We start from the raw sequence: 24,715 nt of genomic DNA on the forward strand, positions 1-24,715 counted from the left end.
AAGGGATAAGCGCTGAAAGGGATAAGCGCTGAAAGCATATAAGCGCGAAACCCACCACAAGATGAGATTTCTTTTAAGGATCGTGGGAGATGACCACGTTGATAGGCTACAGATGTAAAGGCAGTAATGTCATAGTCGAGTAGTACTAATAATCCGTAAGCTTATGTACACCCTTTTCTCTCCCGTCTCGTCTTAGGACGAGACGGGAGAGAAGAAACTTTCTAATACGCTTTTTATGTTCTTTATCTCAGTATGTTAAGATATTGTTTAATTGATAATTAACAATTTATAATTGATAATTAATAATTAAAAAGTTGTCCAAAGCAATTATAACTTCTTAAGGTGGTTATTGCGGCGGGGCTCACCTCTTCCCATCCCGAACAGAGTAGTTAAGCCCGCCTGCGCAGATGGTACTGCAGTTATGTGGGAGAGTATGTCGCTGCCTTTCTTTTGAAAACCCTTCATCATATTGATGAAGGGTTTTTTGTTTTTAAAGTGTTATGAAAAATTTGTATTTTAGACGAGTATGAATTTAATTACTTTTATAGATACAGAGATTGAGCACAAAAGCCAAAAAATTCTTGATATTGGATGTATCAAGAGTGATGGAAATTCTTTCCATTCAAATTCTATTAGTGAGTTTATAAAGTTTCTCAGAGGGACACAATTCATTTGTGGGCATAATATTTTAAATCATGATTTGCAGTATATTTATAATGCTGTTACTGATGCTGGAGTTAATCCAATTAATGTCATTGATACTTTGTTTCTTTCTCCTCTTTTGTTTGCAACAAAGCCGTATCATGCTTTATTAAAAGACGACAAGCTACAAACAGAAGACATCAACAACCCGCTTAACGATTCTATAAAAGCAAGAGATCTTTTCTTTGACGAAGTTGCAGTATTTAATCAATTAGATTCGAAATTGAAACAAATTTTTTATTTGCTTTTGAAAGATAAAAAAGAGTTTCATCCCTTTTTTCGTTTTATTTCTTATTCTAATGGTGAGTCACAAACAGAAAATCTTATCCGTGAAAAATTCGCCACTTTAATTTGCCAACACGTTAATCTTTCAAAAATAATTTCAGAACATTCCGTTGAATTAGCTTACTCTTTATCACTTATTAACTGCAATAATCGCTATTCGATAACACCGCCTTGGGTTTTAAAAAACTTTCCAAAAGTGGAGCGGATAATGTTTCTTCTTCGAAATAATCCTTGCCTTACTGGATGTGACTACTGTAATCAGGCATTAGATGTAAACAAGGGATTAAAAAGATATTTCGGCTTTGATGCTTATCGAACTTATGCAGGTGAACCATTGCAGGAAAAAGCAGTTCAAGCTGCTGTTAATAACAAATCACTTGTTGCAGTTTTTCCGACGGGCGGTGGTAAGTCGATTACTTTTCAAGTGCCTGCATTGATGGCAGGTGAAAACACAAAAGGCTTGACCGTCGTGATTTCACCCTTGCAATCGTTGATGAAAGACCAAGTTGATAATTTGGAAAGAATAGGAATTACAGATGCAGTTACCATCAACGGGCTGCTCGATCCTATTGAAAGATCAAAATCTATTGAAAGAATTCTAGACGGCAGAGCATCTATTTTGTATATATCACCTGAATCACTTCGTTCAAAAACTATTGAAAAATTGCTTTTGAGTAGAAAAATTGTTCGTTTTGTTATTGACGAAGCACATTGTTTTTCTTCATGGGGACAAGATTTTCGGGTTGATTATTTATATATCGGCGATTTTATAAAATCCCTTAGAGAGAGCAAAAATCTCGACGAACCAATTCCGGTTTCTTGTTTTACCGCGACTGCAAAGCAAAAAGTTATCGAAGATATTTGTGCTTATTTCAAAGAAAAATTAGGTATACAATTAGAAATTTTTCCTTCAAAGGCTTCAAGGACAAATCTGCATTACAAAGTTTTTGAAAAAGACGATGATGAAGATAAGTATAATACAGTCCGTGATTTGATTGAGGAAAAGGATTGTCCTACTATTATTTATGTTTCAAGAACCAAACGAGCAAGAGATTTAGCCCTAAGGTTAAGCAACGATGGATTTAATGCAAGAGCATATCACGGCAAAATGGATAGCCGGGAAAAAACCGAAAATCAAAATGCTTTTATATCTGGAGATGTTGAAATTATGGTAGCCACTTCAGCTTTTGGAATGGGTGTTGACAAGAAAGATGTTGGAATGGTAATTCATTATGAAATTTCTGATTCACTTGAAAACTATGTTCAGGAAGCGGGGAGGGCAGGTCGAGATGAAAAAATTTCGGCAGACTGTTATGTCTTATTCAATGAGGAAGACCTGAGCAAACATTTTATTTTATTGAATCAAACGAAACTTAATCTTCATGAGATTAAACAAATTTGGAATGCTATTAAATTTATTACCAAATTCAAATCGAGTGTTCAAAAATCTGCTTTGGAAATTGCACGGATTGCCGGCTGGAATGACAACTTGCAGGAAATCGAAACACGAGTTACCACCGCGATTGCAGCTTTAGAAGAAGCTGGTTATGTAAAGCGTAAACAAAATATACCAAGAATTTTTGCTAACAGTATTTTGTCAAATACAGCACAAGAAGCAATTGATAAAATAATGAATTCCCAAAAAATTGGCGATGAGCAGAAAATTACTGCTGCTAGAATTATTAAAAGCCTTTTTTCAAGTAAAAGCAGAAAGCAAATTAGCCATGATGAAGCGGAATCAAGAGTTGATTATATTTCAGATAATTTAGGTATTGATATTAAGAATGTAATTTCGGTTGTTAATCTTTTGCGTGATGAAAAAATATTGGCTGATACTAAAGATTTAACGGTATTCATCAAAAGAGGAGAGAATAAAAACCGTTCGCTTGCTATTACGAAAAGCTACGGATTGATTGAAAAATTTCTTTGTCCATTGTTTGAACAGCAGGAAAAATCATTTCACATCAAAGAATTGAACGAGCAAGCAGAAGCAATAGGCTGTAAAGATGTTTCTCCAAACAAAATAAAAACCATAATTAACTTTTGGGCAATTAAAAATTGGATCAAACGATACAAGCGAGATTATTCAAATGATCATTTTGTAGCATTGGGCTGTCAACCCAAAGAGGAATTGAAAGCAAGATTAGAAAAGCGACATAATTTAGCAGAGTTTATTGTTGGTTATCTTTTTGATAAAAGCTATAAAATTATTGATGGAGATCAAGCAGAAAAAGATGAAGTATTGGTCGAATTTTCAGTTACTGAATTACAAGAAGCATTTGCAAGGCAACTTCAATTATTTGAAGTAAGAGTTTCTTCTGAGGATATAGAAGATACTTTGTTTTATCTGTCACGGATTGACGCAATAAAAATAGAAGGAGGTTTTCTTGTTGTTTATAATAAACTTACCATTGACAGAATTGAGCAGAATAATAGAGTTCAATACAAAGAACAGGATTATCAAAAACTAAGTGAGTTTTATGATCATAAAGTTCAGCAAATTCATATCGTAGGCGAATATGCTAAAAAAATGATTGATGATTATGCCGGAGCATTAAAATTTGTAGATGATTATTTTCAATTGAATTTCCCTTCATTTCTTAGCAAATATTTTAAAGGGAGCAGGGAACTTGAAATAAAGAGAAACATAACCCCAAAGAAATACAAACAACTTTTTGATTCTTTATCTGATGTACAGCGAAGAGTTATTGATGATAAAGATTCAAGGTACATTGTTGTTGCAGCAGGACCAGGAAGTGGAAAAACAAAAGTTTTGGTTCACAAATTGGCTTCATTACTGTTGATGGAAGATGTTAAGCACGAACAGCTGCTTATGTTGACTTTTTCTAGAGCTGCAGCGACAGAATTTAAAAAGCGATTGATTGAATTGATTGGAAATGCAGCCAGTTTTATTGAAATCAAAACTTTTCATTCTTATTGTTTCGACTTGTTGGGAAAAGTAGGAACAATAGACCAATCAAAAGAAATTATCAAAACGGCTGTTGAAAAAATAAAAAATAATGAAGTTGAAGCCAGCAGAATTACAAAAACCGTTTTGGTAATTGATGAAGCACAGGATATGGACGAGGAAGAATTTGAGCTGATAAAAGTGTTAATGGATAAGAATGAGGAGATGAGAGTGATAGCAGTTGGCGATGATGATCAAAATATTTATGAATGGCGAGGAGCGGATTCTAAATATTTATTGAGTTTTGTTACAGAAATGAAAGCAACAAAATATGAACTCATTACAAATTACAGAAGTAAAAGTAATTTAGTTTCATTCACTAATCAGTTTGTTAAAACCATCGATAAGCGGCTTAAAGAAATTCCTATTGTAGCAAATGAAGCCGATAATGGAAAAATCAAGATTGTTCGCTACAAAAATGGAAATCTTATCACTCCGTTAATTGATGATATCCTTTCGACTGGACTTTCTGGAACAACCTGCGTCCTGACCCACAAAAACGATAAAGCTTTTCAGGTTGCTGCTTTACTTACAAAACGTAGTTTACAAGCAAAGTTGATTCAAACAAATGATAGTTTTAGTTTGTATAATCTTGAAGAGGTGCGTTTCTTCTTAAATGAATTGAATTTAGACGAAGATGCATTTTTTATCAGTGAAGATGTCTGGGGGAATGCTAAACGAAAAACGATTGACAGATTTAAGGCAAGTACAAAATTTGAAATCTACAACAACCTGATTAAAGACTTTGAAGCAGCCAATAATAAGCGAAAGTACAAATCAGATTTTGAAGTGTTTATTCGTGAGTCAAAGTTAGAAGATTTTATGAGTACAAACGGAGAGACAATTTTTGTTTCGACTATTCATAAAGCAAAAGGCAAAGAGTTTGACAATGTTTTTCTGCTTCTTGAAAATTTTGACATAAGTAGGGATGAAATGAAACGACAACTTTATGTTGCCATGACAAGAGCAAAACAGAAACTTACAATTCATTTGAATGGTGATTATCTTGATAAATTTAAAACTGAAGAATTAGAGAAAATTGAAAATGACCATACTTTTCTACCTCCAAGCGGATTGGTATTACATCTTTCGCATAAAGACTTATACTTAGGATATTTTGAATATATTCAAAAAAGAATAAGTTCATTGACCAGTGGAGATAAAATCACCATTTCTGATGAAGGATGTAAAAACGAGAAAGGAGAATTAGTATTAAAGTTCTCAAGGAAATTTTTAGAAAGATTGGATGATATTAAGAAAAGTGGTTTTGAATTGGAGGAAGCCAAAGTAAATTTCATCGTTCATTGGAGAGATAATGACAAGAATATTGAAGTAAAAATTATTCTCCCTGAACTGCATTTTACAAAAAGCAGTCTATAGAGGAATGTCATAAAGAAATAAAGCAGGGAAATATTATTGATTAACTCTATAATACTCACAAACCTGATTAATCGGACATATTTCACATTTGGGCTGTGGTCTGCAGATTTCTCTTCCCAAAAACGAAATCGCCATACCAATTTTTCCCCAAATAGGTTTAGGTAAAATCTGCATCAGCAGTTTTTCAACTTTATTGCCGTCTTTGGACTCAGGAATTAGCCCAATTCTGGGAGCTACGCGGATAACATGTAAATCAGCAATGATTCCTTCGGGGGGAACTCCCGCTTCCCGCATAATAACATTGGCAGATTTTCGTCCGATTCCTTTTAATGCAGTTAGAGTTTCCATTGTGAGAGGAATGTTTTCGTCTTTTTGGATTGTCTGCGCTATTTCAATTAACCAGTTGGCTTTGGTGCCAAAATTCCGAACTTTGGAAATATAAGGTATTAATGCATCAATATTTGAAACAGACAGACTTTCCATGTTGGGAAATATTTCAAATAGGGCAGGAGCTATTTTATTGATATTAGCATCCGAATCTTGTGCCGAAAGAACTACCATAATTACCAGTTGGTAAAGATTTTGGTAATCTAACGGATGTTTTTGGTCTTTGTATTTATCCAGTATTGGAGCTAATTTAGTCTCCCAATCATTTGTTTTTTCAAATAAATCCATTGCGAATAATTTTTGATTGCTAATTCACTAAATATGAAATCTTACTTTTCAACATCTTTTATAAAATCGTCATATTCAAAATAAAACAGTTCCAAAGCATTCATTTTTTCATAGAAAAAATCAAATATTTCATCCCAATATTTACGGTTGCTTACGCTTACATTTAATTTTTCGACCCAAATACGGCTAATGGTTTTTCCATTTTCCAGCGTGTGATTTTTTTCGAAAACTAAATCTTTGACAAATTCTTCCTCCAGTATATTTTTTAAAGCGGCTAGTTTTTCGAAATATTGTATGCGCATTTCTGTATTTCGCATTTCTATATCGATATGTACTTGGGCTTTAGTGTTTTCTACATAGAATTTAAACGAGAAATCTTTGATTTTGGTATCATATAAAACCCATTTTCGAGGATACTTTTGAGCAAATTCGACCCAAAATTCATGTTTTAGTTTTTGATTTTCTTCTTTGCTGTACATATTGTTGTTCTTTGGCGTTTAAAAATTTGTTTGGAACTTATTTCTAAGGTATATTTAGGTATTATTTTATTTGCAAAAATAAACTTTGATTATGGATTTTCAAGATTTTTTACAAATTGTTCCTCATTTAGCTGCTGCGAATCTTCCAGGAGAAGAAGCTCATAATATTATGGTGCCTGAAGAGCGTCTTAGAATCCTGAAGAGTATAAATTTTGATGAAATAAAACCGAAAAATGCTGGTGTAATGATGCTGTTTTATCCTAAAGCAGGTGAAACACATTTGGTTCTCATAGTCAGGAATTCTTATGAAGGAGTTCATTCTTCTCAGATTGCTTTTCCAGGAGGGAAGCATGAAAAGGGAGATGCAGATTTTGAGCAGACTGCATTGAGGGAAACCTATGAGGAGATTGGCGTCCAGCCAGATAAAATTCATGTATTGAAAGCCTTTACTCATTTATATATTCCGCCTAGTAACTTTATGGTCTATCCTTTTTTGGGCATTTGTATGGATGAAATTACTTTTTATCCGAATCCTAATGAAGTAGCTGGTATAATTGAATTACCATTGACAGCTTTTTTAAGTGAGTCTATTGTTGTTAATGCAAAAATTAATGCTTCCTATGCTAAATCAATCGAAGTTCCAGTATTCAAAATTGATGAGCATATTGTTTGGGGAGCAACTGCTATGATGTTAAGCGAATTGAAAATTGTTTTGAATTCGGTTTTGAAAAAAATCAATTTTTGAATTTGTCCCTTTTTGTTAAAAGGAAGCTTCTTTAATATTTAAAGAGGAAAAAAAATAGTAATTTTGCAGTCCCAAATCTAAAAACAAATAAAACATCTTATGGGATTATTTAAGCGAAATCCTTTTGGACACATACTATTTATAAAAAAATGGCTGATCAGAATTTTTGGATTTATTAGCCACAGACGTTACCGTGGTTTTAATGAACTGCAGATTGAGGGTTCTGAAATTATTAAAAAACTTCCCGATACCAACGTACTTTTTATTTCCAACCATCAAACCTATTTTGCCGATGTTACTGCGATGTTTCATGTTTTCAATGCGAGTTTAAGCGGAAGAGAAGATTCTATAAAAAACGTTTGGTACATGTGGAGTCCTAAATTGAACATGTATTATGTAGCCGCAAAAGAAACGATGAGAGCGGGTTTATTGCCTAGAATCATGGCGTATGCAGGCGCTATTTCTGTAGAGCGTACTTGGCGTGCAAAAGGAGAAGATGTGAAAGAGAAAAAAGATGTAAATCCCAATGATACTGAGAACATTAAAATAGCCTTAGAAGATGGTTGGGTAATAACCTTTCCGCAGGGAACAACCAAATCGTTTAAGCCGGTTCGAAAAGGAACGGCTCACATCATAAAACAGCATAGGCCAATAGTTGTTCCAATTGTAATTGATGGTTTTCGACGCTCGTTTTGCAAGAAAGGGTTATACATGAAAAAGAAAGGGATTCTACAATCAATTGTCATAAAAGAGCCTTTGCTTATCGATTATGACAACGATACCATTGAGGAAATTGTTGAAATGGTAGAGTATGCTATAGAGCAGCATCCGTCTTTTCTAAAAGTAATTCCTATGGAGATTTTAAAAGAACAAGAGGAGCTTAATAAAACTAGGCAATGGGATTATTAAAAGATAAAAGAGGCATTAGCCTCTTTTTTTTATAAATCAATTTTCTTCAATTCTTCAAAGTTGTTTTGTAGACGCTTTAATAAAATCCCGTAGATTAATTTATATATAAGCCAGAAAGCAAACGTAAATACAGCTGTGGCTAAAATCAATACGACAAAGGATATCAAAGCAATGTTTAAAGGCATTTCGGGATGAGTGTTGCCATTTTTAGAAGCACCTTCCAAGTAACCCTCATAAAAAAGATATCCGCCAAACACGATAAAAAACACTGCAAAAAATGATAAGTTGAACGCGATGTATTGTTTGACCACTTTTCGGGTTTTTAATATAGTTGAAATCAATTTTTTGGTATTGTCATCTACCGCAATTTTACGATACATGGTATAAAACTTAAAAATGAAGTATAAAATAACAGCATAAAGCAACACAGTTGCCGAAATATAGTAGCCGTAAACACCCAAATGCTTGATTAATTCAATATTTTTTTCGTCGTATTTAGTAAATGACAGAGCCAAGCCTAATACTAATCCTAATCCCAGTTCTATGATGCTCACTATAAAAATCCACTTCACTATCGAAGACGATTTTTTATGGATCATTTTATAAATCTCATTTTCCGAAACCTGTACAAAAGAATCTGTGTTCTTTTTCCAGTCTTTTTTTAATAAATCCAACTCTTTCATACGCCTAATGGATTTAATATTTTTTTTAATTTCCCTTTTATCCGATTCATTTTTACCCTTGCATTCACTTCGCTAATTCCTAAAGTCTCCGATATTTCGGTATAATCTTTGTCTTCCAAATACATAAATACTAATGCTTTTTCAATATCATTTAGCTGATAAACTGCTTTGTACATCAATTTCAGCTGTTCCTCTTCCTCATAATTATATTCCATGTCTTGGGTAAAATGCTGTCTCCCTTCGTACTCAACTGTGGCAATGTCGCGCTTACTTTTTCTATACAATGTAATTGCCGTATTCAAGGCGACTCGATAAGCCCAAGTCGAAAACTTACTTTCTCCTCTAAATTTCGGAAAAGCTTTCCACAGCTGAATCGTGATTTCCTGAAATAAATCCTTGTGAGCATCCTCACCAGAAGTATATAACCGACAAATCTTGTGGATTATATTCTGATTTTCTTGCAGTTGCTTGACAAAAGAAGGCTCTAGATTTTCACTCATATTCCATTAGTAGACTCGATGTACATTTTGTTACAATGTGACACTTTTTTTAAAATAATTAGGAGCAGAAATCAGTTATTCATAACAAGTTTACTCCCGCTTTCTGTTTCAATCTTATAAGCCTCTCGTCCCGAAAGACGAGAGGCTTATAAGGATTTTCACGGCAATCGGGGCTATTTTAGAAATTTGGTTTTTCAGATTAATTTTTCAAAGAATAAATAAATTACTTGAGTTTACACACTCAATTATTGATCGCAAACCTAACTAAAAAGATATAACTTAGCAACTCTAAAATTCATAAAACAAAAATTTTGCAAGTATTTAATTTTCAAATAAAAACTGAAAGCGTAATTTCAAGTCATCGGAAATCTATAATAACCATCCTATTTGCGTTATTTATTGGTTTCAATTGTTATTCACAAAATACTTATGTCTTTGTTGGTTCCTATAATTTTAATAAAGTAAAAAAAGGAATTTACGTTTTCAAATTAGATACCATAACAGGCCGATTAAAGAAAATAATAACTGTCAAGAATGTTCTGAATCCTTCTTACTTAACGGTGTCTCCAAACGGTAATTACATTTATGCATGTACTGATACCAAGACACCAAATGCAGGAAGCGTCAGCAGTTTTGAGTTCAAACCGCAAAATAAAACTTTGACATTTATCAGCAGCCAAAAAAGCGGAGGCGAAAATCCCGTTTATCTTATGGTTCACAAAAACGGAAAATGGCTCGTAAATGCCAATTATACCGAAGGAAGCATCGCAGTTCATTCATTAGCCGAAGATGGTAAAATAAGCCCAATTATTCAAAGTTTTTCTTATTTAGAAGGGAGTATTGATAAAGAGCGGCAAGACCGTTCCCATGTCCATTCCAGCGTATTTTCCCCTAATTGCGATTTTATTTTTTTACCAGATTTAGGAGCAGATAAAATTCGTTGCTATCAATTTGACAGCCTGCTAAAACAACCGTTTCGAGAAACTCCATATCCATTTACTCAATCTGTATTAGGAAGCGGGCCAAGACATTTTGCCTTTCATCCGAATGGGAAATATGCTTATTGCGTTGAAGAAATCGCCGGTTTCGTAAGTGTTTATAAATATGATAACGGCAAATTAGGCAGTATTCAAAGAATTGCAACACACTCTGATGAAATAACAGAGGGCTTTAGTAGCAGTGACATTCACGTTTCTCCCGACGGCCGATTCTTGTATGCTTCCAATCGCGGTGAGGAAAACAACATTGCCATTTTTTCGATAGCAAACGATGGAACATTAAAAGCTGTTGGATATCAACCCACTTTTGGGAGAACCCCAAGAATATTTGCGATAGATTCCAAAGGGAAATTCGTGATAGTTGCCAATCAATCAACAGGAAATATAGTTGTTTTTAAAAGGGATACTGTTACAGGATTATTAACGAAAACTGGAAATGAAATGAAAGTAAAAAATGCTTCTTGTGTTCAAATTAAACAATATTTGTAACTACAGCGGTCTCTCCTTATAATAATTCACCATCAAATTCACAAACTTACTGTAACTGTCCATTCCGTCTTTTTGCTGGTTCATTTTTAGAAAACGGTCATAAAAAGCATGAAAACCCGTTTCAATTGGCGTTTGGTATTGTTTCCAGAAATCTTCACTTTCTTTATAGTTTTTTAAAATACCGGGATGAACGGTTTTTAATAATAGGTTCAATATCTTTTCGTTTCGCACTTGCCAATTTCCTAAACAATATCGCAAAGCCATACTGTATCCTGAATATTGAAAATACAAATTGTCATTTTTTATAGAAGACATAAAACCAATAAAATTGCATTCGCTCTCGCTTGCAAACCCCATCTGATGTGCCATTTCATGATTGGCAGTCATTGGGAAACTGTACATTGGCCCCAAATAATTAACCTGAGCCTCGTTCGTAAACGGATTCAAATAACCGCCAAAACCCATATAGGTCAAAGGCAGACTGAAAAGTGATTTCTTAATGCTCAAATGCGAATAGGTGAAAAAAGCATATTCTTTAGACAGGTTTTTATACCCATTTTGATTCATTTTAAAAACTTGATTCTGGGAATATGGGAAAACGACTTTCAGGCTGTCGTTTTTTGTAATTTGACTCTGAACAGCATTTGTTTTTGCAATTAGTTTTTTGGTGAAAACCAATAAATCAGCATCGGTATAATCTCTTTCAATGGTCATTTTTTCAAACAGCGGTTCACGATAATAATTCAATGCCCAGAGGATATGAAAGAAGAAATAAAAAATGGATAAAACACTAAAAATTGTTAAGAGGTTATTTTTCCATTCATTTTTCCAAAATTTCCTTTTTCTCCAAAACCATTTTAAAGCAAATAAAATAAGAATAAAATAAATACAATCACCTATAGAAAAAGGAATTTTACCTAACACAATTCTTGAAAATTTTGAAATAGAAAGATAAATTCCGTTGCTGTAAAAATGTTCTACAGATTCTGGAAAAAACCGAATGATTTTCAGGATTATGATTTGTATCAATAATAATAAAGGTAGAATATAACTGCGTTTCATTTTTTATAAATTGTGTTGTAAAGAAACAAATTTTGATCGATTTTTTTAATTTAAAAATGGGGTCGAATAAAAAAACATTTTGATTGTGTACGTTTTACTGCAAAGATTGCTGACCGCAAAGCTTAACGAACTTTGCGTTATTCTTTGTGGACTTTGCGGTCAATCTTTGATTACTTAAAAAGAAAATAATTAGTTTAAAATAAATTATAACTTTTATAAAACTAGCTTTCGTAGTTTGTAACTTTGAGGTTTTATTATTTTAAACCTTTTTAATTAAAAAATATACAACAGAATGAGCCAAGAGATAAGAAATCTAGAACCAAAAGCACTTTGGAACAAATTTGCCGATTTGAATGCGGTACCTCGTCCTTCCAAAAAAGAAGAACGTGTAATTGAGTTTATGAAAGACTTCGGTGCCAGTTTAGGACTGGAAACTTTTGAAGACGAAATCCGAAATGTAATTATCCGTAAACCTGCCACTCCGGGTATGGAAAATAGAAAAGCTTTGGTTTTGCAGGGACATTTGGATATGGTGCATCAAAAAAATGCCGATACTGTTTTTGATTTTGATACTCAGGGAATCGATATGTATGTAGATGGGGATTGGGTTCGTGCGCGAGGAACTACTCTTGGTGCCGATAACGGTCTTGGTGTAGCGACTATTATGGCAATTTTAGAGAGCAAAGATATTCCGCATCCAGCAATTGAAGCTTTGTTTACGATAGACGAGGAAACTGGAATGACAGGGGCTTTGAATTTGCAGGGAGGAATTCTTAAAGGAGATATTTTATTAAATCTGGATACCGAAGAGGACGATGAAATAGGAATTGGATGTGCAGGAGGAATTGATGTTACCGCCACCGCCGAGTATGATGAAGAAGAAACACCAGAAGGTTCTGTAGCTTATACGATTAAAGTAAAAGGATTGAACGGCGGACATTCCGGAATGGATATTCACAAAGGTTTGGGGAATGCTAACAAAATCATGAACCGTTTGTTGTTTGATGGTTTTGATAATTTTGGATTGCAGATTTCTGAAATCAACGGAGGAAGTCTTCGTAATGCAATTCCGCGTGAAAGTACTGCTAAAGTTATTATTGCTGCTGTTTATGACGAGGCTTTTGTATTTGATATGCAACAAATTGTAAACGAAATCAAAGCTGAATTCCAAACTACAGAGCCTAATCTTGAAGTGGTTTTCGAAAAATTGAATACAGTTCCAGCAGCTGTAATGCCTCCAATAGCTCAATTTTATTTTGTCCGTGCAATGTATACTGCTCACAACGGTGTTTATAGAATGAGTGCTGATTTTGATAATTTAGTGGAAACTTCAAACAATATTGCCAAAGTTGAAGTAGGAGGAGGAAAATTCTCTGTTCAATGTTTAACGCGTTCTTCAGTGGAATCGTCCAAGTTTGATCTAGCCAATGCTTTGCGTTCTGCGTTTGAATTAATGGGCTGTGAAGTGGAATTTTCAGGATCTTATCCTGGCTGGTCGCCAAATCCTAAGTCTGAAATATTGGATGTTTTGGTTTCTGTTTATGAAAAACAAAATGGAGAAAAACCTAATGTAGCGGCATGTCACGCTGGATTGGAATGTGGAATTCTAGGTACAAACTATCCAGATATGGATATGATTTCTTTTGGACCAACGATTCATGGCGCGCATTCTCCAGACGAAAGAGCGAGTATTTCTTCGGCTCAAAAATATTGGAAATTTGTATTGGAAATTTTAAAAAATATTCCAGTAAAATAAGAGGACTCAGTGTTGAGCAAAAAATAAAAGTGTTCAGTTTCTTTGATACTGAACACTTTTTCTGAATACTGCTTACTGATTTTTAGTCTCTTTTTGGATTTTTTTTCTTTTCTCTCTTCTCTTCCTTTTTTTCTTTAGCGGTTTTAAGAGGCTCTTTTTTGACGGTTTTCTTTGCGTCTTGACTTTTTGACATAACTACTATATTTCGATTGTTTTTTATAAAATTATTATAGTAAAGATACCATTTTTTTGAATCTAAATTCAATTTTAAAATCCAACGGCTATTGTTTTAACGTTAAAGACCGATTAATGTTATTGATTTTTCTTTAAAAACAGCACTAAACCCAATACACTAATTACCAAAATAATTAATGCTGCCATGACCATAGTTAAATCACGAACGTTTTTGCCAGCCCAATCCATAAACAAAAACTTGTGAAATATAGCAAATGAATATCCCTCAGTGATATCTGATTTTTCGATAATCGCTGCCAGTCTTGAAGTAGCAGTTTCAATAAAGTATGTGGTTTTTTCGGGCGTATCGTAAGCTAATTTTATAACAGGTAAACGTTTATTAACGAAACCATATTCTCGGCTTTCAAATTCAGTGATTGTTTTGGTTTCTAATAAAGCAGCTTTTTCAAAATTTGGTTTACTTCCGGTATCGCTGTCCATTTCACAACAAGCAGGTTCACCGCCATTGGTGCCGCTAAAATACAATGCAAGAAATTTAGCGTATTCTAGATCAAGTTTTGGGGTTACTTTGTTGGTTATGGAGTTGATATAAAGAATCTCGTTTTTTGGATTTTCTTTTTTATCCCATTTGGATTTAGAATCTGTTTTCGGAGTTTCATATTTACTTTTAGGTTCTGCCAATTGAGCTCTATAGTATATGCTGTCATTTAAGGCGATAATACTTAAGTTTTCTAATCGATTCCAATCTACATGAATTTCGTTATTTGATGTTGAAAGATTTTTCGTTTTGAAAACTGGTTCATAGACCATTTTATCCAGCGTATAAGGATTCCATTTTGTGGTTGCGTGATAAGCTCCGCTAAAAGCAAAAGTCAAAGTAAATAAAGAAACCCAAATTCCAATTTGGCGATGGTATCTGCGCAGTCCTTTTTTAGGATTCAGACTATCTGTTTTTTTGAATTGTTTCCAAAACAGACCATATATTACAATGCCGCTTACAGCAGAAAAAAAGATAATCGAAAGGAACAAAAACATAAAAACAATGCGAACACTATTGTTACTAATAGCATCTACAAATGACCAATTATGAAAAGTATCGAAAAACCAAATAAAGGCTTGTCTTGATTTTGGGTTGTAAGTTGCAAGTTTACTTGAAGCAGTTTCTACATACACTTCCATTCCGTCAGGGCGATCAAAAGTTGTTTTGTAAACGGGTAAATAACGGTTGATGTATTTGTATTGCGAAGTAAATTCGGTTACTAAATCTGTTTTTATAATCGTACTTTTTTGATCGTCCAGAAAATAGCGCGAAAGCCAATGAGCGTATTTTTGATCTCCGTTTTCTAGTTTTTTTGCGTTTACAGTGTCGAAATATACAAGTTCGCCTTTTACTGTTTTTACCTGATAAAATGTTGAGTTATCAAAAGATACAATTCTGAAATTTTTAAATTCAGTTATCTTATTTTTTGCCAAAACATCCTGTATGGAAAATGTCAGCTGTGTTTTATCAATGGGTTTTACATCAAGGCGTTCATTGGCGATTACAGGTTTGAAAAAATGCGCCATAAACGGGTGCATTAATCCAGACAGCGTCCAGAAAATAACCGGAATTATGGTGATAATTCCAATAATGCGATGCCAGGCATATATTTTCTGCTTAATTTTTTTAACGAATTTAGAATCTTTCTTTTTTGAAGAGTTGACTTCTTTTGGTGTATTGCTCATTGTTTTTTATTTTTTAACCACAGATTTAAATGATTTAATGTGTTTTTAAAAATATTTGATTTTTAAATCTGTGATAGATTTTATATTATTTTCTGAACGAAAAATTATATTGCAATCCAATCAAAAATGTTCTTGGGGCAGCGGCGGTATAAGTGGGCTGTGAACTTGCTGTATTCGCTCTTGAAACATTATAGGCATACAATTTATCGGTTACATTTATTATGTTTCCATAAATTTCAATGCCGCCCCATTCATAGCCTGCCCTGAAATTGAAAATGTCATAACCTGCATATTTTACCGTGTTAATCTGGTCTTGGTAATAATTCCCTACCGATTGCCATTCGAGTGAAGTCCTGAATTCAGGAAACCATTTCGGGTAATAACTTATTTCAGAGTTTCCGTTCCATCTTGGGGCTTGCGGCATTTCTTTGCCGTCCAGATTTTGCAAAGCATCCGTTGGATTGTCCGAAACTTTAAAGTCTATAAAAGTGTGTTCGGCAACTGTTCCTCCAAACCGAATGTTCAATTGATCGGAAAGAAATCTGTAATTTCCTCCAAATTCCACTCCTTTGTGTCTTGTTTCTCCAACGGAGCGATAGTCGGTTGAATTATCGGGCAGGCGTACGTTCAATAACTCATTTTTGCCCTTCATATAATAAACGGCATAGTCAAAATTTAGTCTGCCTTTGAAAAAGGACAGCCAGCCGCCAACTTCATAATTATCGAATGTTGCCGGTTCCAGATTATAGTAGAACTCGGCTGGTTTTCCAGTTGTTCCGCCAGTTCCGGGTTTGGCTCTAAAAATGGACGTAATCCCAGGAGGGGCAAATCCTTGGGAATAATTTCCATAAATTCCGGCAAAAGCAATTGGATTATAGTTGGCTCCCGCTTTAAAAGTGGGTTTGTCATATATTTTTGTTCCAGTAGAATTGTCTAACGAATTGTTGTAATTGACTTTTAAATTGTCATATCTGGCACCAGCGGTTATGATCAATTTTTCGATTGGTGTAATGCTCATTTGTGCATAAGCGGCTTTATTAAAAATAGCTGCTGTATAGTTAGCTAATTTTACGTCGGGCCGTTCGGCGGTAATTTCATAATAATCTACCGTTTGTTTTCTCGGTGTTCCTGGATTTAGATAGGCTTTCATTTCAAGTAAATAAGCCCAATAAGTAACAGGTGAATAGTCATATAAGACTCCGCCAACAATTTTAGCATTCAAAAAATTGAATTTTTGGGTGTGTTGCCCGATGGCACCATAGCTTTTGAAGTTATTGGAGTTCACTTCCCCTTTAGCGGTAGTCGGGTTTACTGTTGGACTCCATTTGATTCCGTAGGCTGGATTTTGCCCCAGTTTATTGTCGCGGTAATAGGCGGTAATATAACTGCTGGAATTATCATTCCAATCGTGCTCCAAAGTCAATCGTGTTCTCAAGGCATCCGATTTTCGATAGGCAAAATCGGTAGTGCTTTTGTATGTTCTGTTGTAAAAGGCTTGCTCATTAACGGTACCACTCATATCAGTATAGTATTTACCCCACATCGTGCTGCTGATTAATCGGGTTTTATCGTTTATGCTGTAATCAACTCTTACGTTAAGATTGTCTTTTTTATAATCAGAATAGGCCATCCAGCTATTTTCCTGTAAACTGGAAATTCCGGCTAAATGAAAACCGACTTTGTCTACAGTTGCTCCGCCAGCAGCTTGCATTCGTTTATAGCCCCATTGGTCTGCCTGGATTCCAAACTTGAATTCGGGAGCAACTGGCGGGCGAACAGAAATTAAATTGATAGTTCCTCCAACGGCTTCTGAACCATACAAGGAGGATACAGGCCCTTTTACGACTTCAATGCTTTGAAGATTGAATTGGTTGATTTCCAATAAGGCATTGTGGTTGAAAATTCCCATCGGGCGAATGGGCAATCCGTCTTCCAGATACAAATAATAAGCATTGGTAGAAATCGGTTGGCGAATGGACATCATGTGCTGCTCGTTCCCAATATTTGCCACTAAAACTCCAGGAGTTTTATTGATGATTTCGTAAGCGGCAACTGCTTTGGTTTCATTGATAGTTTTGGCGGTCAATTTGCTGACCGCGACTGGCGTTTCTTTACGGTGTGTGGCGGTACGATTGGCGGTGACAAAAACATCTTCTAGTATTTCTGTTTTTGTGCTGTCTTTTTCCGTTTTGTTTTGCGCAACAACTATTTGCCCAATTAGTAAAAGGGTAAATAATATTTTTTTCATTTTTGATTTATATAAATTGAGAGTAGGAAGAATCATTTCACTGACTTTATGCCAATGAAAGACATTCCAAAAAAAAATTGAAAAGTTAAATTATAATTTATATAAAATAGGAGGGAGGGCGAAAGTTTGGCAACACAACCGCAATTGGTTTTCTGTCAAAATAAAAGTAGTTTTTTTGAGAAGAAAAAGAAGATTGAGCAATAATGGGAGAATTCATTTCCAAAGTGTTTTGAATGTAAACGAGCTCCAATTTTTCCTTGAGGTTGTTTTGCATTTCTTTGTCATTTTCTTCTAATTCTTTTAAGCTTTTTTTAAGGGCGCAATGACCTTGGCAAGTATTAGATGGTGAATTTCTTTGTACACAAATCGTTTTTATGATTTCATCTTGGTTGATTTTGAATTTGACATATATAATTATATTTCCGAAAGATGGAAGCAATAATATGGAAGAAAGTAATATGACAAAAATTCGTTTCAGACTTTTTTATTTTTAGATGCAAAAATAAAGCATTTTTAAAGACGATTATATCTTTTATATAAAAATCCCCAACTATTTTAAACAGTTGGGGATTTAGAAATATGTTAAAATCGAATTATTATTTTAGTATAACCCAAGCTCCGCTGGCAATTAAGTTTTCGGCTTTTTTGAACTTCATTTCCTGTGTTTGTCCGTTGGCAACATTTTGAATGGTTACAGTATCGTTACGGTTTATTTTTGGCTGGTCGCGAACGATAGTTTCAGTAACTTGTCGTTGTTGAGTTTCTCCAGCTTCCCGATTGGCATTTTCACTGTTTGGGATTTCGTCTTTGCTTAATTGATAATCTTCAACCTGACGCTCGATTCTTGCTTCTTCAATAACAGGAGCATTTTGAGCAGGTAAATCACCTTTGAACAAGAATGAAATTACTTCTTTGTTCACATTATCCAGCATACCGCGGAATAAGTTGAACGCTTCCAGTTTGTAGATAAGCAATGGATCTTTTTGTTCGTGAACTGCTAATTGAACCGATTGTTTTAATTCGTCCATTTTGCGCAAATGTTTTTTCCAAGCTTCATCAACAATGGATAAAGTGATGTTCTTTTCGAAATCGGCAACCAATTGTGTTCCTTCAGTTTCGTAGGCTTTCTTTAAATCGGTTACAACATTGAACATTTTTATTCCATCGGTAAACGGAACTACGATACGTTCAAAATGATTATTTCTGTCTTCATAAACATTCTTGATGATTGGGAAAGCTTCTCTGGCACTTCTTTCTGTTTTTTGAGTATAAAATTCGAGGGTCGCTTTATAAAGTTTGCCTGTGATTTCAATTTCAGTCAGTTTTGAAAATTCTTCTTGTGTTACAGGTGATGTAAATGAGAAATAACGGATAATGTCAAATTCAAAATCTTTGAAACTGTTTTTAGCTTTATTTTCATCAACAATCAGTTCGCAGGTATCATAAAGCATGTTTGCGATATCCAGTTTTAGACGCTCACCAAATAAGGCGTGACGGCGGCGTTTGTAAACTACTTCACGCTGTGCATTCATTACGTCATCGTATTCCAATAAACGTTTACGAACACCAAAGTTGTTTTCTTCCACTTTTTTCTGAGCACGCTCGATAGATTTTGTCATCATCGAATGCTGGATTACTTCTCCTTCTTTCAATCCCATTCTGTCCATTACTTTGGCAACTCTTTCAGAACCGAACAAACGCATCAGGTTGTCTTCAAGAGAAACATAAAATTGAGAGCTTCCCACATCTCCCTGACGACCAGCACGACCACGCAGCTGACGGTCAACACGACGTGAATCGTGACGTTCTGTACCTACAATTGCCAAACCTCCAGCAGCTTTCACTTCGGGAGATAATTTGATATCCGTACCACGTCCTGCCATATTGGTTGCAATGGTTACCACACCTGCTTTTCCAGCTTCTTCAACAATTTGTGCTTCTTGTTTGTGCATTTTAGCATTCAATACGTTGTGGGCTACACCGCGCATTTTCAACATACGGCTCAACAATTCTGAAATCTCAACCGAAGTTGTTCCGATAAGAACTGGTCTTCCTGCTTTTGACAGTTCGGTTACATCCTCGATAACAGCATTGAATTTTTCGCGGGTTGTTTTGTATATAAAGTCTTCTTTGTCTATACGGGCCATTGGTCTGTTGGTCGGAATTTCTACCACATCCAGTTTGTAGATTTCCCATAATTCGCCAGCTTCAGTAACAGCTGTACCGGTCATACCTCCCAATTTGTTGTACATTCTGAAATAATTCTGTAATGTAATAGTAGCAAATGTTTGAGTAGCAGCTTCGATTTTTACGTTTTCCTTAGCTTCAATCGCTTGGTGCAAGCCGTCCGAATAACGGCGGCCATCCATGATACGGCCTGTTTGCTCATCAACAATCATGATTTTGTTATCCATGATTACATATTCGACATCTTTTTCAAAAAGGGTATATGCTTTCAAAAGCTGTGTCAAAGTGTGGATACGTTCGCTTTTTACTCCGAAATCTTGAAACAGTCTTTCTTTTTCTTCAGCTTCGGCATCCTTATCTAATTTTTTCTTTTCGATAGCGGCAATTTCTGTTCCAATGTCCGGAAGTACAAAAAAGTTAGATTCAGTGTCTCCTGAAAGGAATTTGATGCCATTATCTGTTAAGCTAACTTGATTGTTTTTTTCTTCAATCACAAAATACAAAGCTTCATCCACTTTTGGCATTTCGCGGTTGTTGTCCTGCATGTATTGATTTTCGGTTTTTTGAAGCAATTGTTTAATTCCTTCTTCACTCAAAAATTTAATTAATGCTTTGTTCTTAGGCAAACTTCTATAAGCTCTCAATAATTGGAAACCGCCGTCTTTAGTATTTCCTTCTTTGATTAATTTTTTGGCTTCAGCAAGAAAACCATTTGCCAATTGACGCTGCAATGCTACCAAATTTTCAATTTTTGGTTTCAGCTCATTAAATTCATGACGGTCTCCTTGAGGAACTGGGCCAGAAATGATAAGCGGTGTACGGGCATCATCGATCAAAACTGAATCGACCTCATCGACTATAGCATAGTTGTGTTTTCTTTGAACCAAATCTTCTGGCGAATGTGCCATGTTATCTCTTAGGTAATCAAAACCAAATTCGTTATTTGTACCGTAAGTGATGTCTGCATTGTAAGCATTTTTTCTGGCATCAGTGCTCGGCTGATGATTATCGATACAGTCAACAGTCAATCCGTGGAATTCGAATAATGGAGCTTTCCAGGTACTGTCACGTTTAGCCAAATAGTCATTCACAGTTACCAGATGCACACCGTTTCCAGTCAAAGCATTCAAGTACAATGGTAAAGTAGCCACCAATGTTTTACCTTCCCCTGTTTGCATTTCGGCAACTTTACCTTCGTGCAAAACCATTCCGCCAATTAATTGAACGTCATAGTGAATCATGTCCCATGTGATTTCTTTACCCGCAGCATTCCAGGTATTGGCCCAGACAGAGTTGTCTCCGTCAAGGGTGATATAACTTTTCGTAGCCGAAAGTTCTCTGTCTTTTGCGGTAGCAGTAACTATTACTTGTGAGTTTTCTTTGAAACGTCTTGCTGTTTCTTTTACAACCGAAAAAGCTTCAGGAAGAATCTCCATCAGTGTTTTTTCGGATATGTCGTATGCCTCTTTTTCAAGAGCATCAATAGCGATATAAATATCTTCGCGTTTGTCAATATCCTCAATACTTTCAACTTCTGCCTTTAAAGAAGCTATTTTAGCATCTTTTTCGGCACGAGCTTGTTTTATTTTCTCTTTAAAAAATACAGTTCTGGCTCTTAATTCATCATTTGACAAAGATTGCAAAGCGCTCTCAAAAGTCTTTATTTTATTTAAATACGGCTGTAAAGCTTTTACGTCTTTCTCGGATTTATCTCCAACAAAGATTTTAATAATACTGTTTATGAAACTCATGATCTGTTTTTTATTTCTATTTAATATATCTGCGTAAATTTAAACAAAAAAAAAGCCTCTTTTGAGACTTTTTCTTGGTTTACTTTTTAATATTCATCCTCGTTCCAAAGATAATCTTCGTCCGTAGGATAATCTGGCCAAATTTCTTCCATTGATTCATATATCTCGCCTTCATCTTCAATTGATTGAAGGTTTTCTACCACTTCTAATGGAGCTCCAGCTCTAATAGCGTAGTCAATAAGTTCGTCTTTGTTAGCAGGCCACGGTGCATCGCTTAAATATGATGCTAATTCTAATGTCCAATACATATCTGTCGATTTAGTTTTGTGCAAAAATAAATTTTTTACTGAAAAAGACAAGTAAAAAACGATTTATTTTTTATAAAATTAAGAACGTTTGTTTTTTGCGCTTCATAATCATTTTCGGAATGAAGTATCTTACTAAAAATGATGGGAATGAATTAAATGCCAAACAATAAAAAAAATACTATTTTCTTGGTATCCATTTTACTTCATCAGCTTTTAAATCAAATGTCAACTTTCGTGCCAATACAAAAAGATAGTCAGAAAGTCGGTTTAAGTATTTGATAGCAATTTCGGCAACAGGTTCATTATGACTTAAATGTACGGCTAAACGTTCGGCWCGGCGGCAAATGCATCTGGTGATATGACAATATGACACAGTTTGATGCCCGCCTGGTAATACAAAATGAGTCATGGGAGGAAGCTTTTCTTCCATATCATCTATTTCCTTTTCTAATAATTCTATATCAGTTTCGGTTATTCCTAGTTTTTTCAATCTAAGTTCGCCGTTTTTCATTACTTCTTTCTCTGGAGGAGTAGCCAGAATAGCGCCTATAGTAAAGAGCCTGTCCTGTATTTCAATAAGCATGTCTTTGTAATGGCTGTTTATTTCCTGATCACGGATCAATCCAATATAGGAATTCAATTCGTCAATGGTTCCATAGCTTTCTATGCGGATATGGTCTTTTGGTACTCGGGTGCCGCCAAAAAGGGCAGTAGTGCCGCCATCTCCAGTTTTTGTGTATACTTTCATTTTTACTGTTTAATCGGTTAATGCTTTAATCGTTTATTCGTTCAATCAATTCAACGATTTAACTGTTTAACGATTCAACAAATACACTATTTAGTTGTGTCACTTTCAATCACGCCGTCTCTCAAGCGGATAACTCTGTGAGCATAAGCAGCAATTTCTTCTTCGTGAGTTACTATTATGACAGTGTTGCCATTTGCATGAATATCACCAAAAAGTTTCATAATTTCTAAGGATGTTTTACTGTCTAGATTTCCTGTTGGCTCATCAGCAAGTATTATAGAGGGTTTATTTACCAATGCTCTGGCGATCGCCACACGCTGACGCTGTCCTCCGGATAGCTGGTTAGGCTGATGGTCCATCCTGTCTGCTAGATTTACTTGATTAAGGACTTCGGTGGCGCGTATAGTGCGTTCGGACTTTGAATGTCCTGCATAAACCATAGGCAATGCCACATTATCAAGTGCTGTTGTTCTAGGCAAAAGATTGAATGTTTGAAAAACAAAACCAATTTCTTTGTTTCGGATTTCGGCTAATTCATCGTCTTTCATATGGCTAACATCTTTTCCATTCAAAATATAAGTACCAGATGTTGGGGTATCTAAACAGCCTAATAAATTCATTAATGTAGATTTTCCTGATCCTGATGGCCCCATTAATGCAACATATTCTCCTTTATTAATTTTCAGATCAATACCTTTTAGTACATAAACGATTTCGTTTCCTAGTACAAAATCTCTTTTGATATTTGTAATTTTTATAAGTGAGTTTTTCATTAGAATTTTAGATTGCTTCGCCAGTTCGCCTCTTTGGACTTGTGTGCTGATTGTTTTTTTTTATTTTTAAAAGTACAAAAGACTTTTTAATATATCATAAGTAGCAGTTGATGGTTTTTTGTTACAATGTATTAAATGTAATATTATTGGAGTTGCATGATTGGGATTTAATATAAATCAGGTTATTTGTTATTTTGTTTTTAAATTGTCTTTGTAGGTAAATATGTATTAATATTTATTAAATATGTATTTTATCGATTTTATGTTAATTTTAACGATTTTTTATAATCTGTTTTGATTTTTATATAGTAAGTTTACACCATAAAAGTTTTAGGTTAATTTGGTTAGTTGGTAGAATTCAACTTTTTTGATAATTGCTTTCAGTTCATTTTGACTGTTTGCATAGTAGAAATCTTAGTAATAAATAAGGTTTAGGTTAGGTTATTTTAGTAAAAAGACAGTCATGGGGGTGACTGTCTTTTTTTTTTGCAATTAATAAAGGGTAAATTAGGTTTAATTTGATATTTTGTAAATTTTGGTGATATCTTTCAATATTTCCGGAAAGTCGATATTCAAATCAATTAATTTTCCGCTATGAATATCAAAAATCCATCCATATACTTTTAAATCTCTTTCTTTGTTTGCTTTTTGAACTTCGGCCGTTTTGATAACGTTAATGCATTGTTCCTGTACATTGAGTTCTACCAGTTTTTTATATTTTTCTTCTTCATTGGTTATTTTATCAAGTGTTTTTCGATGTATTCGGTAAACATCCCGAATATTTCTTAACCAAGGATTTAAGATTCCCAAATCGGATTGCTGCATAGCTGCATGAACACCGCCACAGCCATAATGACCGCAAACGACAATATGATTTACTTTTAAATGTACAACGGCATAATTGATTACCGACATCGAATTTAGGTCTGTGTTTGGAACCATATTAGCAATATTACGGTGTACAAAAACTTCGCCTGGTTCTAGCCCCATAAGCTCTTCGGCAGAAACGCGGCTATCCGAACAGCCAATATACAGAAATTCAGGAGACTGCCCTTTGGCTAGTTTTTTAAAATAATCTGGTTCTATTTTGAGCTGTTTGATAATCCACTTTTTATTATTTTCAAAAATTTGTTTGATATCCATAGTGCG

At 34.7% G+C, this 24,715-nt stretch carries 18 protein-coding genes and 2 rRNA genes; 7 read left to right on the top strand and 13 right to left on the bottom strand.

The window, feature by feature from the left end; all coding sequences use genetic code 11:
• The 3 genes from AC1DVP_RS20230 to AC1DVP_RS20240 all read left to right on the top strand — a co-directional run.
• Window positions 1-169, top strand: a 23S ribosomal RNA gene (locus tag AC1DVP_RS20230); the annotation flags it as partial.
• 169 nt (window positions 170-338) lie between these two features.
• Window positions 339-448, top strand: a 5S ribosomal RNA gene (gene rrf, locus AC1DVP_RS20235).
• A 78-nt stretch (window positions 449-526) separates the two neighbouring features.
• Complete coding sequence (locus AC1DVP_RS20240) at window positions 527-5,335, top strand: RecQ family ATP-dependent DNA helicase (RefSeq protein ID WP_477185281.1); 4,809 nt, start codon at window positions 527-529, stop codon at window positions 5,333-5,335.
• Window positions 5,336-5,368: 33 nt separating this feature from the next.
• Here AC1DVP_RS20240 and AC1DVP_RS20245 read toward each other — a convergent pair whose 3' ends face one another.
• The gene (locus AC1DVP_RS20245; protein ID WP_477185282.1) at window positions 5,369-6,010 is read right to left on the bottom strand and encodes an endonuclease III domain-containing protein; all 642 of its coding nucleotides are present in this window, start codon (window positions 6,008-6,010) and stop codon (window positions 5,369-5,371) included.
• 41 nt (window positions 6,011-6,051) lie between these two features.
• Window positions 6,052-6,489, bottom strand: a complete 438-nt coding sequence (locus AC1DVP_RS20250; RefSeq protein ID WP_477185283.1) for a DUF4268 domain-containing protein — start codon at window positions 6,487-6,489, stop codon at window positions 6,052-6,054.
• Window positions 6,490-6,580: 91 nt separating this feature from the next.
• Between AC1DVP_RS20250 and AC1DVP_RS20255 the strand changes: the two genes are divergently transcribed.
• Complete coding sequence (locus tag AC1DVP_RS20255) at window positions 6,581-7,234, top strand: NUDIX hydrolase (RefSeq protein WP_477185284.1); 654 nt, start codon at window positions 6,581-6,583, stop codon at window positions 7,232-7,234.
• 99 nt (window positions 7,235-7,333) lie between these two features.
• On the top strand, window positions 7,334-8,143 hold the full coding sequence (locus AC1DVP_RS20260; protein WP_477185285.1) for a lysophospholipid acyltransferase family protein: 810 nt from the start codon (window positions 7,334-7,336) through the stop codon (window positions 8,141-8,143).
• Between the two features lie 29 nt (window positions 8,144-8,172).
• Here AC1DVP_RS20260 and AC1DVP_RS20265 read toward each other — a convergent pair whose 3' ends face one another.
• The gene (locus AC1DVP_RS20265) at window positions 8,173-8,826 is read right to left on the bottom strand and encodes a hypothetical protein (RefSeq protein WP_477185286.1); all 654 of its coding nucleotides are present in this window, start codon (window positions 8,824-8,826) and stop codon (window positions 8,173-8,175) included.
• A complete protein-coding gene (locus AC1DVP_RS20270) occupies window positions 8,823-9,326 on the bottom strand; it encodes an RNA polymerase sigma factor (RefSeq protein ID WP_477185287.1) in 504 nt (167 codons plus the stop codon). Before AC1DVP_RS20270 ends, AC1DVP_RS20265 begins: the two co-directional genes overlap by 4 nt.
• 311 nt (window positions 9,327-9,637) lie before the next feature.
• On the opposite strand from AC1DVP_RS20270, the gene AC1DVP_RS20275 reads away from it, so the two are divergent.
• A complete protein-coding gene (locus tag AC1DVP_RS20275; RefSeq protein WP_477185288.1) occupies window positions 9,638-10,813 on the top strand; it encodes a lactonase family protein in 1,176 nt (391 codons plus the stop codon).
• Here the strand turns inward: AC1DVP_RS20275 and AC1DVP_RS20280 are convergent, their stop codons facing one another.
• Window positions 10,814-11,875: a DUF3810 domain-containing protein gene (locus tag AC1DVP_RS20280; protein WP_477185289.1), complete on the bottom strand. Its 1,062-nt coding sequence runs from the start codon at window positions 11,873-11,875 to the stop codon at window positions 10,814-10,816. It abuts the gene before it with no gap.
• A gap of 292 nt (window positions 11,876-12,167) precedes the next feature.
• Between AC1DVP_RS20280 and AC1DVP_RS20285 the strand changes: the two genes are divergently transcribed.
• The gene (locus AC1DVP_RS20285) at window positions 12,168-13,631 is read left to right on the top strand and encodes an aminoacyl-histidine dipeptidase (protein WP_477185290.1); all 1,464 of its coding nucleotides are present in this window, start codon (window positions 12,168-12,170) and stop codon (window positions 13,629-13,631) included.
• A 312-nt stretch (window positions 13,632-13,943) separates the two neighbouring features.
• Here AC1DVP_RS20285 and AC1DVP_RS20290 read toward each other — a convergent pair whose 3' ends face one another.
• From AC1DVP_RS20290 to AC1DVP_RS20325, 8 genes are all read right to left on the bottom strand, one after another.
• Window positions 13,944-15,551: a PepSY domain-containing protein gene (locus AC1DVP_RS20290; RefSeq protein WP_477185291.1), complete on the bottom strand. Its 1,608-nt coding sequence runs from the start codon at window positions 15,549-15,551 to the stop codon at window positions 13,944-13,946.
• Between the two features lie 85 nt (window positions 15,552-15,636).
• A complete protein-coding gene (locus AC1DVP_RS20295; RefSeq protein ID WP_477185292.1) occupies window positions 15,637-17,799 on the bottom strand; it encodes a TonB-dependent receptor in 2,163 nt (720 codons plus the stop codon).
• Between the two features lie 97 nt (window positions 17,800-17,896).
• Window positions 17,897-18,073 (bottom strand): hypothetical protein, encoded by a 177-nt coding sequence (locus AC1DVP_RS20300; protein WP_477185293.1) that lies wholly within the window; start codon window positions 18,071-18,073, stop codon window positions 17,897-17,899.
• Between the two features lie 322 nt (window positions 18,074-18,395).
• The gene (gene secA / locus AC1DVP_RS20305) at window positions 18,396-21,737 is read right to left on the bottom strand and encodes a preprotein translocase subunit SecA (protein WP_477185294.1); all 3,342 of its coding nucleotides are present in this window, start codon (window positions 21,735-21,737) and stop codon (window positions 18,396-18,398) included.
• An 86-nt stretch (window positions 21,738-21,823) separates the two neighbouring features.
• A complete protein-coding gene (locus tag AC1DVP_RS20310; protein ID WP_007138072.1) occupies window positions 21,824-22,045 on the bottom strand; it encodes a DUF2795 domain-containing protein in 222 nt (73 codons plus the stop codon).
• Between the two features lie 178 nt (window positions 22,046-22,223).
• A complete protein-coding gene (locus tag AC1DVP_RS20315; RefSeq protein ID WP_477185295.1) occupies window positions 22,224-22,793 on the bottom strand; it encodes a cob(I)yrinic acid a,c-diamide adenosyltransferase in 570 nt (189 codons plus the stop codon).
• 86 nt (window positions 22,794-22,879) lie between these two features.
• The gene (locus tag AC1DVP_RS20320) at window positions 22,880-23,566 is read right to left on the bottom strand and encodes an ABC transporter ATP-binding protein (RefSeq protein ID WP_477185296.1); all 687 of its coding nucleotides are present in this window, start codon (window positions 23,564-23,566) and stop codon (window positions 22,880-22,882) included.
• 513 nt (window positions 23,567-24,079) lie between these two features.
• Window positions 24,080-24,709: a carbonic anhydrase gene (locus AC1DVP_RS20325; RefSeq protein WP_477185297.1), complete on the bottom strand. Its 630-nt coding sequence runs from the start codon at window positions 24,707-24,709 to the stop codon at window positions 24,080-24,082.
• Window positions 24,710-24,715 lie beyond the last annotated feature (6 nt).

This window comes from Flavobacterium sp. P3_A6, assembly GCF_056403035.1.

What these genes read in the sequence shown, in the direction of transcription:
- AC1DVP_RS20240 (WP_477185281.1), top strand. Translation starts at nt 527, where the DNA reads ATGAATTTAATTACTTTTATAGATACAGAGATTGAGCACAAAAGCCAA.
- AC1DVP_RS20245 (WP_477185282.1), bottom strand. Translation starts at nt 6,010, where the DNA reads ATGGATTTATTTGAAAAAACAAATGATTGGGAGACTAAATTAGCTCCA.
- AC1DVP_RS20250 (WP_477185283.1), bottom strand. Translation starts at nt 6,489, where the DNA reads ATGTACAGCAAAGAAGAAAATCAAAAACTAAAACATGAATTTTGGGTC.
- AC1DVP_RS20255 (WP_477185284.1), top strand. Translation starts at nt 6,581, where the DNA reads ATGGATTTTCAAGATTTTTTACAAATTGTTCCTCATTTAGCTGCTGCG.
- AC1DVP_RS20260 (WP_477185285.1), top strand. Translation starts at nt 7,334, where the DNA reads ATGGGATTATTTAAGCGAAATCCTTTTGGACACATACTATTTATAAAA.
- AC1DVP_RS20265 (WP_477185286.1), bottom strand. Translation starts at nt 8,826, where the DNA reads ATGAAAGAGTTGGATTTATTAAAAAAAGACTGGAAAAAGAACACAGAT.
- AC1DVP_RS20270 (WP_477185287.1), bottom strand. Translation starts at nt 9,326, where the DNA reads ATGAGTGAAAATCTAGAGCCTTCTTTTGTCAAGCAACTGCAAGAAAAT.
- AC1DVP_RS20280 (WP_477185289.1), bottom strand. Translation starts at nt 11,875, where the DNA reads ATGAAACGCAGTTATATTCTACCTTTATTATTATTGATACAAATCATA.
- AC1DVP_RS20285 (WP_477185290.1), top strand. Translation starts at nt 12,168, where the DNA reads ATGAGCCAAGAGATAAGAAATCTAGAACCAAAAGCACTTTGGAACAAA.
- AC1DVP_RS20290 (WP_477185291.1), bottom strand. Translation starts at nt 15,551, where the DNA reads ATGAGCAATACACCAAAAGAAGTCAACTCTTCAAAAAAGAAAGATTCT.
- AC1DVP_RS20295 (WP_477185292.1), bottom strand. Translation starts at nt 17,799, where the DNA reads ATGAAAAAAATATTATTTACCCTTTTACTAATTGGGCAAATAGTTGTT.
- AC1DVP_RS20300 (WP_477185293.1), bottom strand. Translation starts at nt 18,073, where the DNA reads ATGCAAAACAACCTCAAGGAAAAATTGGAGCTCGTTTACATTCAAAAC.
- secA (WP_477185294.1), bottom strand. Translation starts at nt 21,737, where the DNA reads ATGAGTTTCATAAACAGTATTATTAAAATCTTTGTTGGAGATAAATCC.
- AC1DVP_RS20310 (WP_007138072.1), bottom strand. Translation starts at nt 22,045, where the DNA reads ATGTATTGGACATTAGAATTAGCATCATATTTAAGCGATGCACCGTGG.
- AC1DVP_RS20320 (WP_477185296.1), bottom strand. Translation starts at nt 23,566, where the DNA reads ATGAAAAACTCACTTATAAAAATTACAAATATCAAAAGAGATTTTGTA.
- AC1DVP_RS20325 (WP_477185297.1), bottom strand. Translation starts at nt 24,709, where the DNA reads ATGGATATCAAACAAATTTTTGAAAATAATAAAAAGTGGATTATCAAA.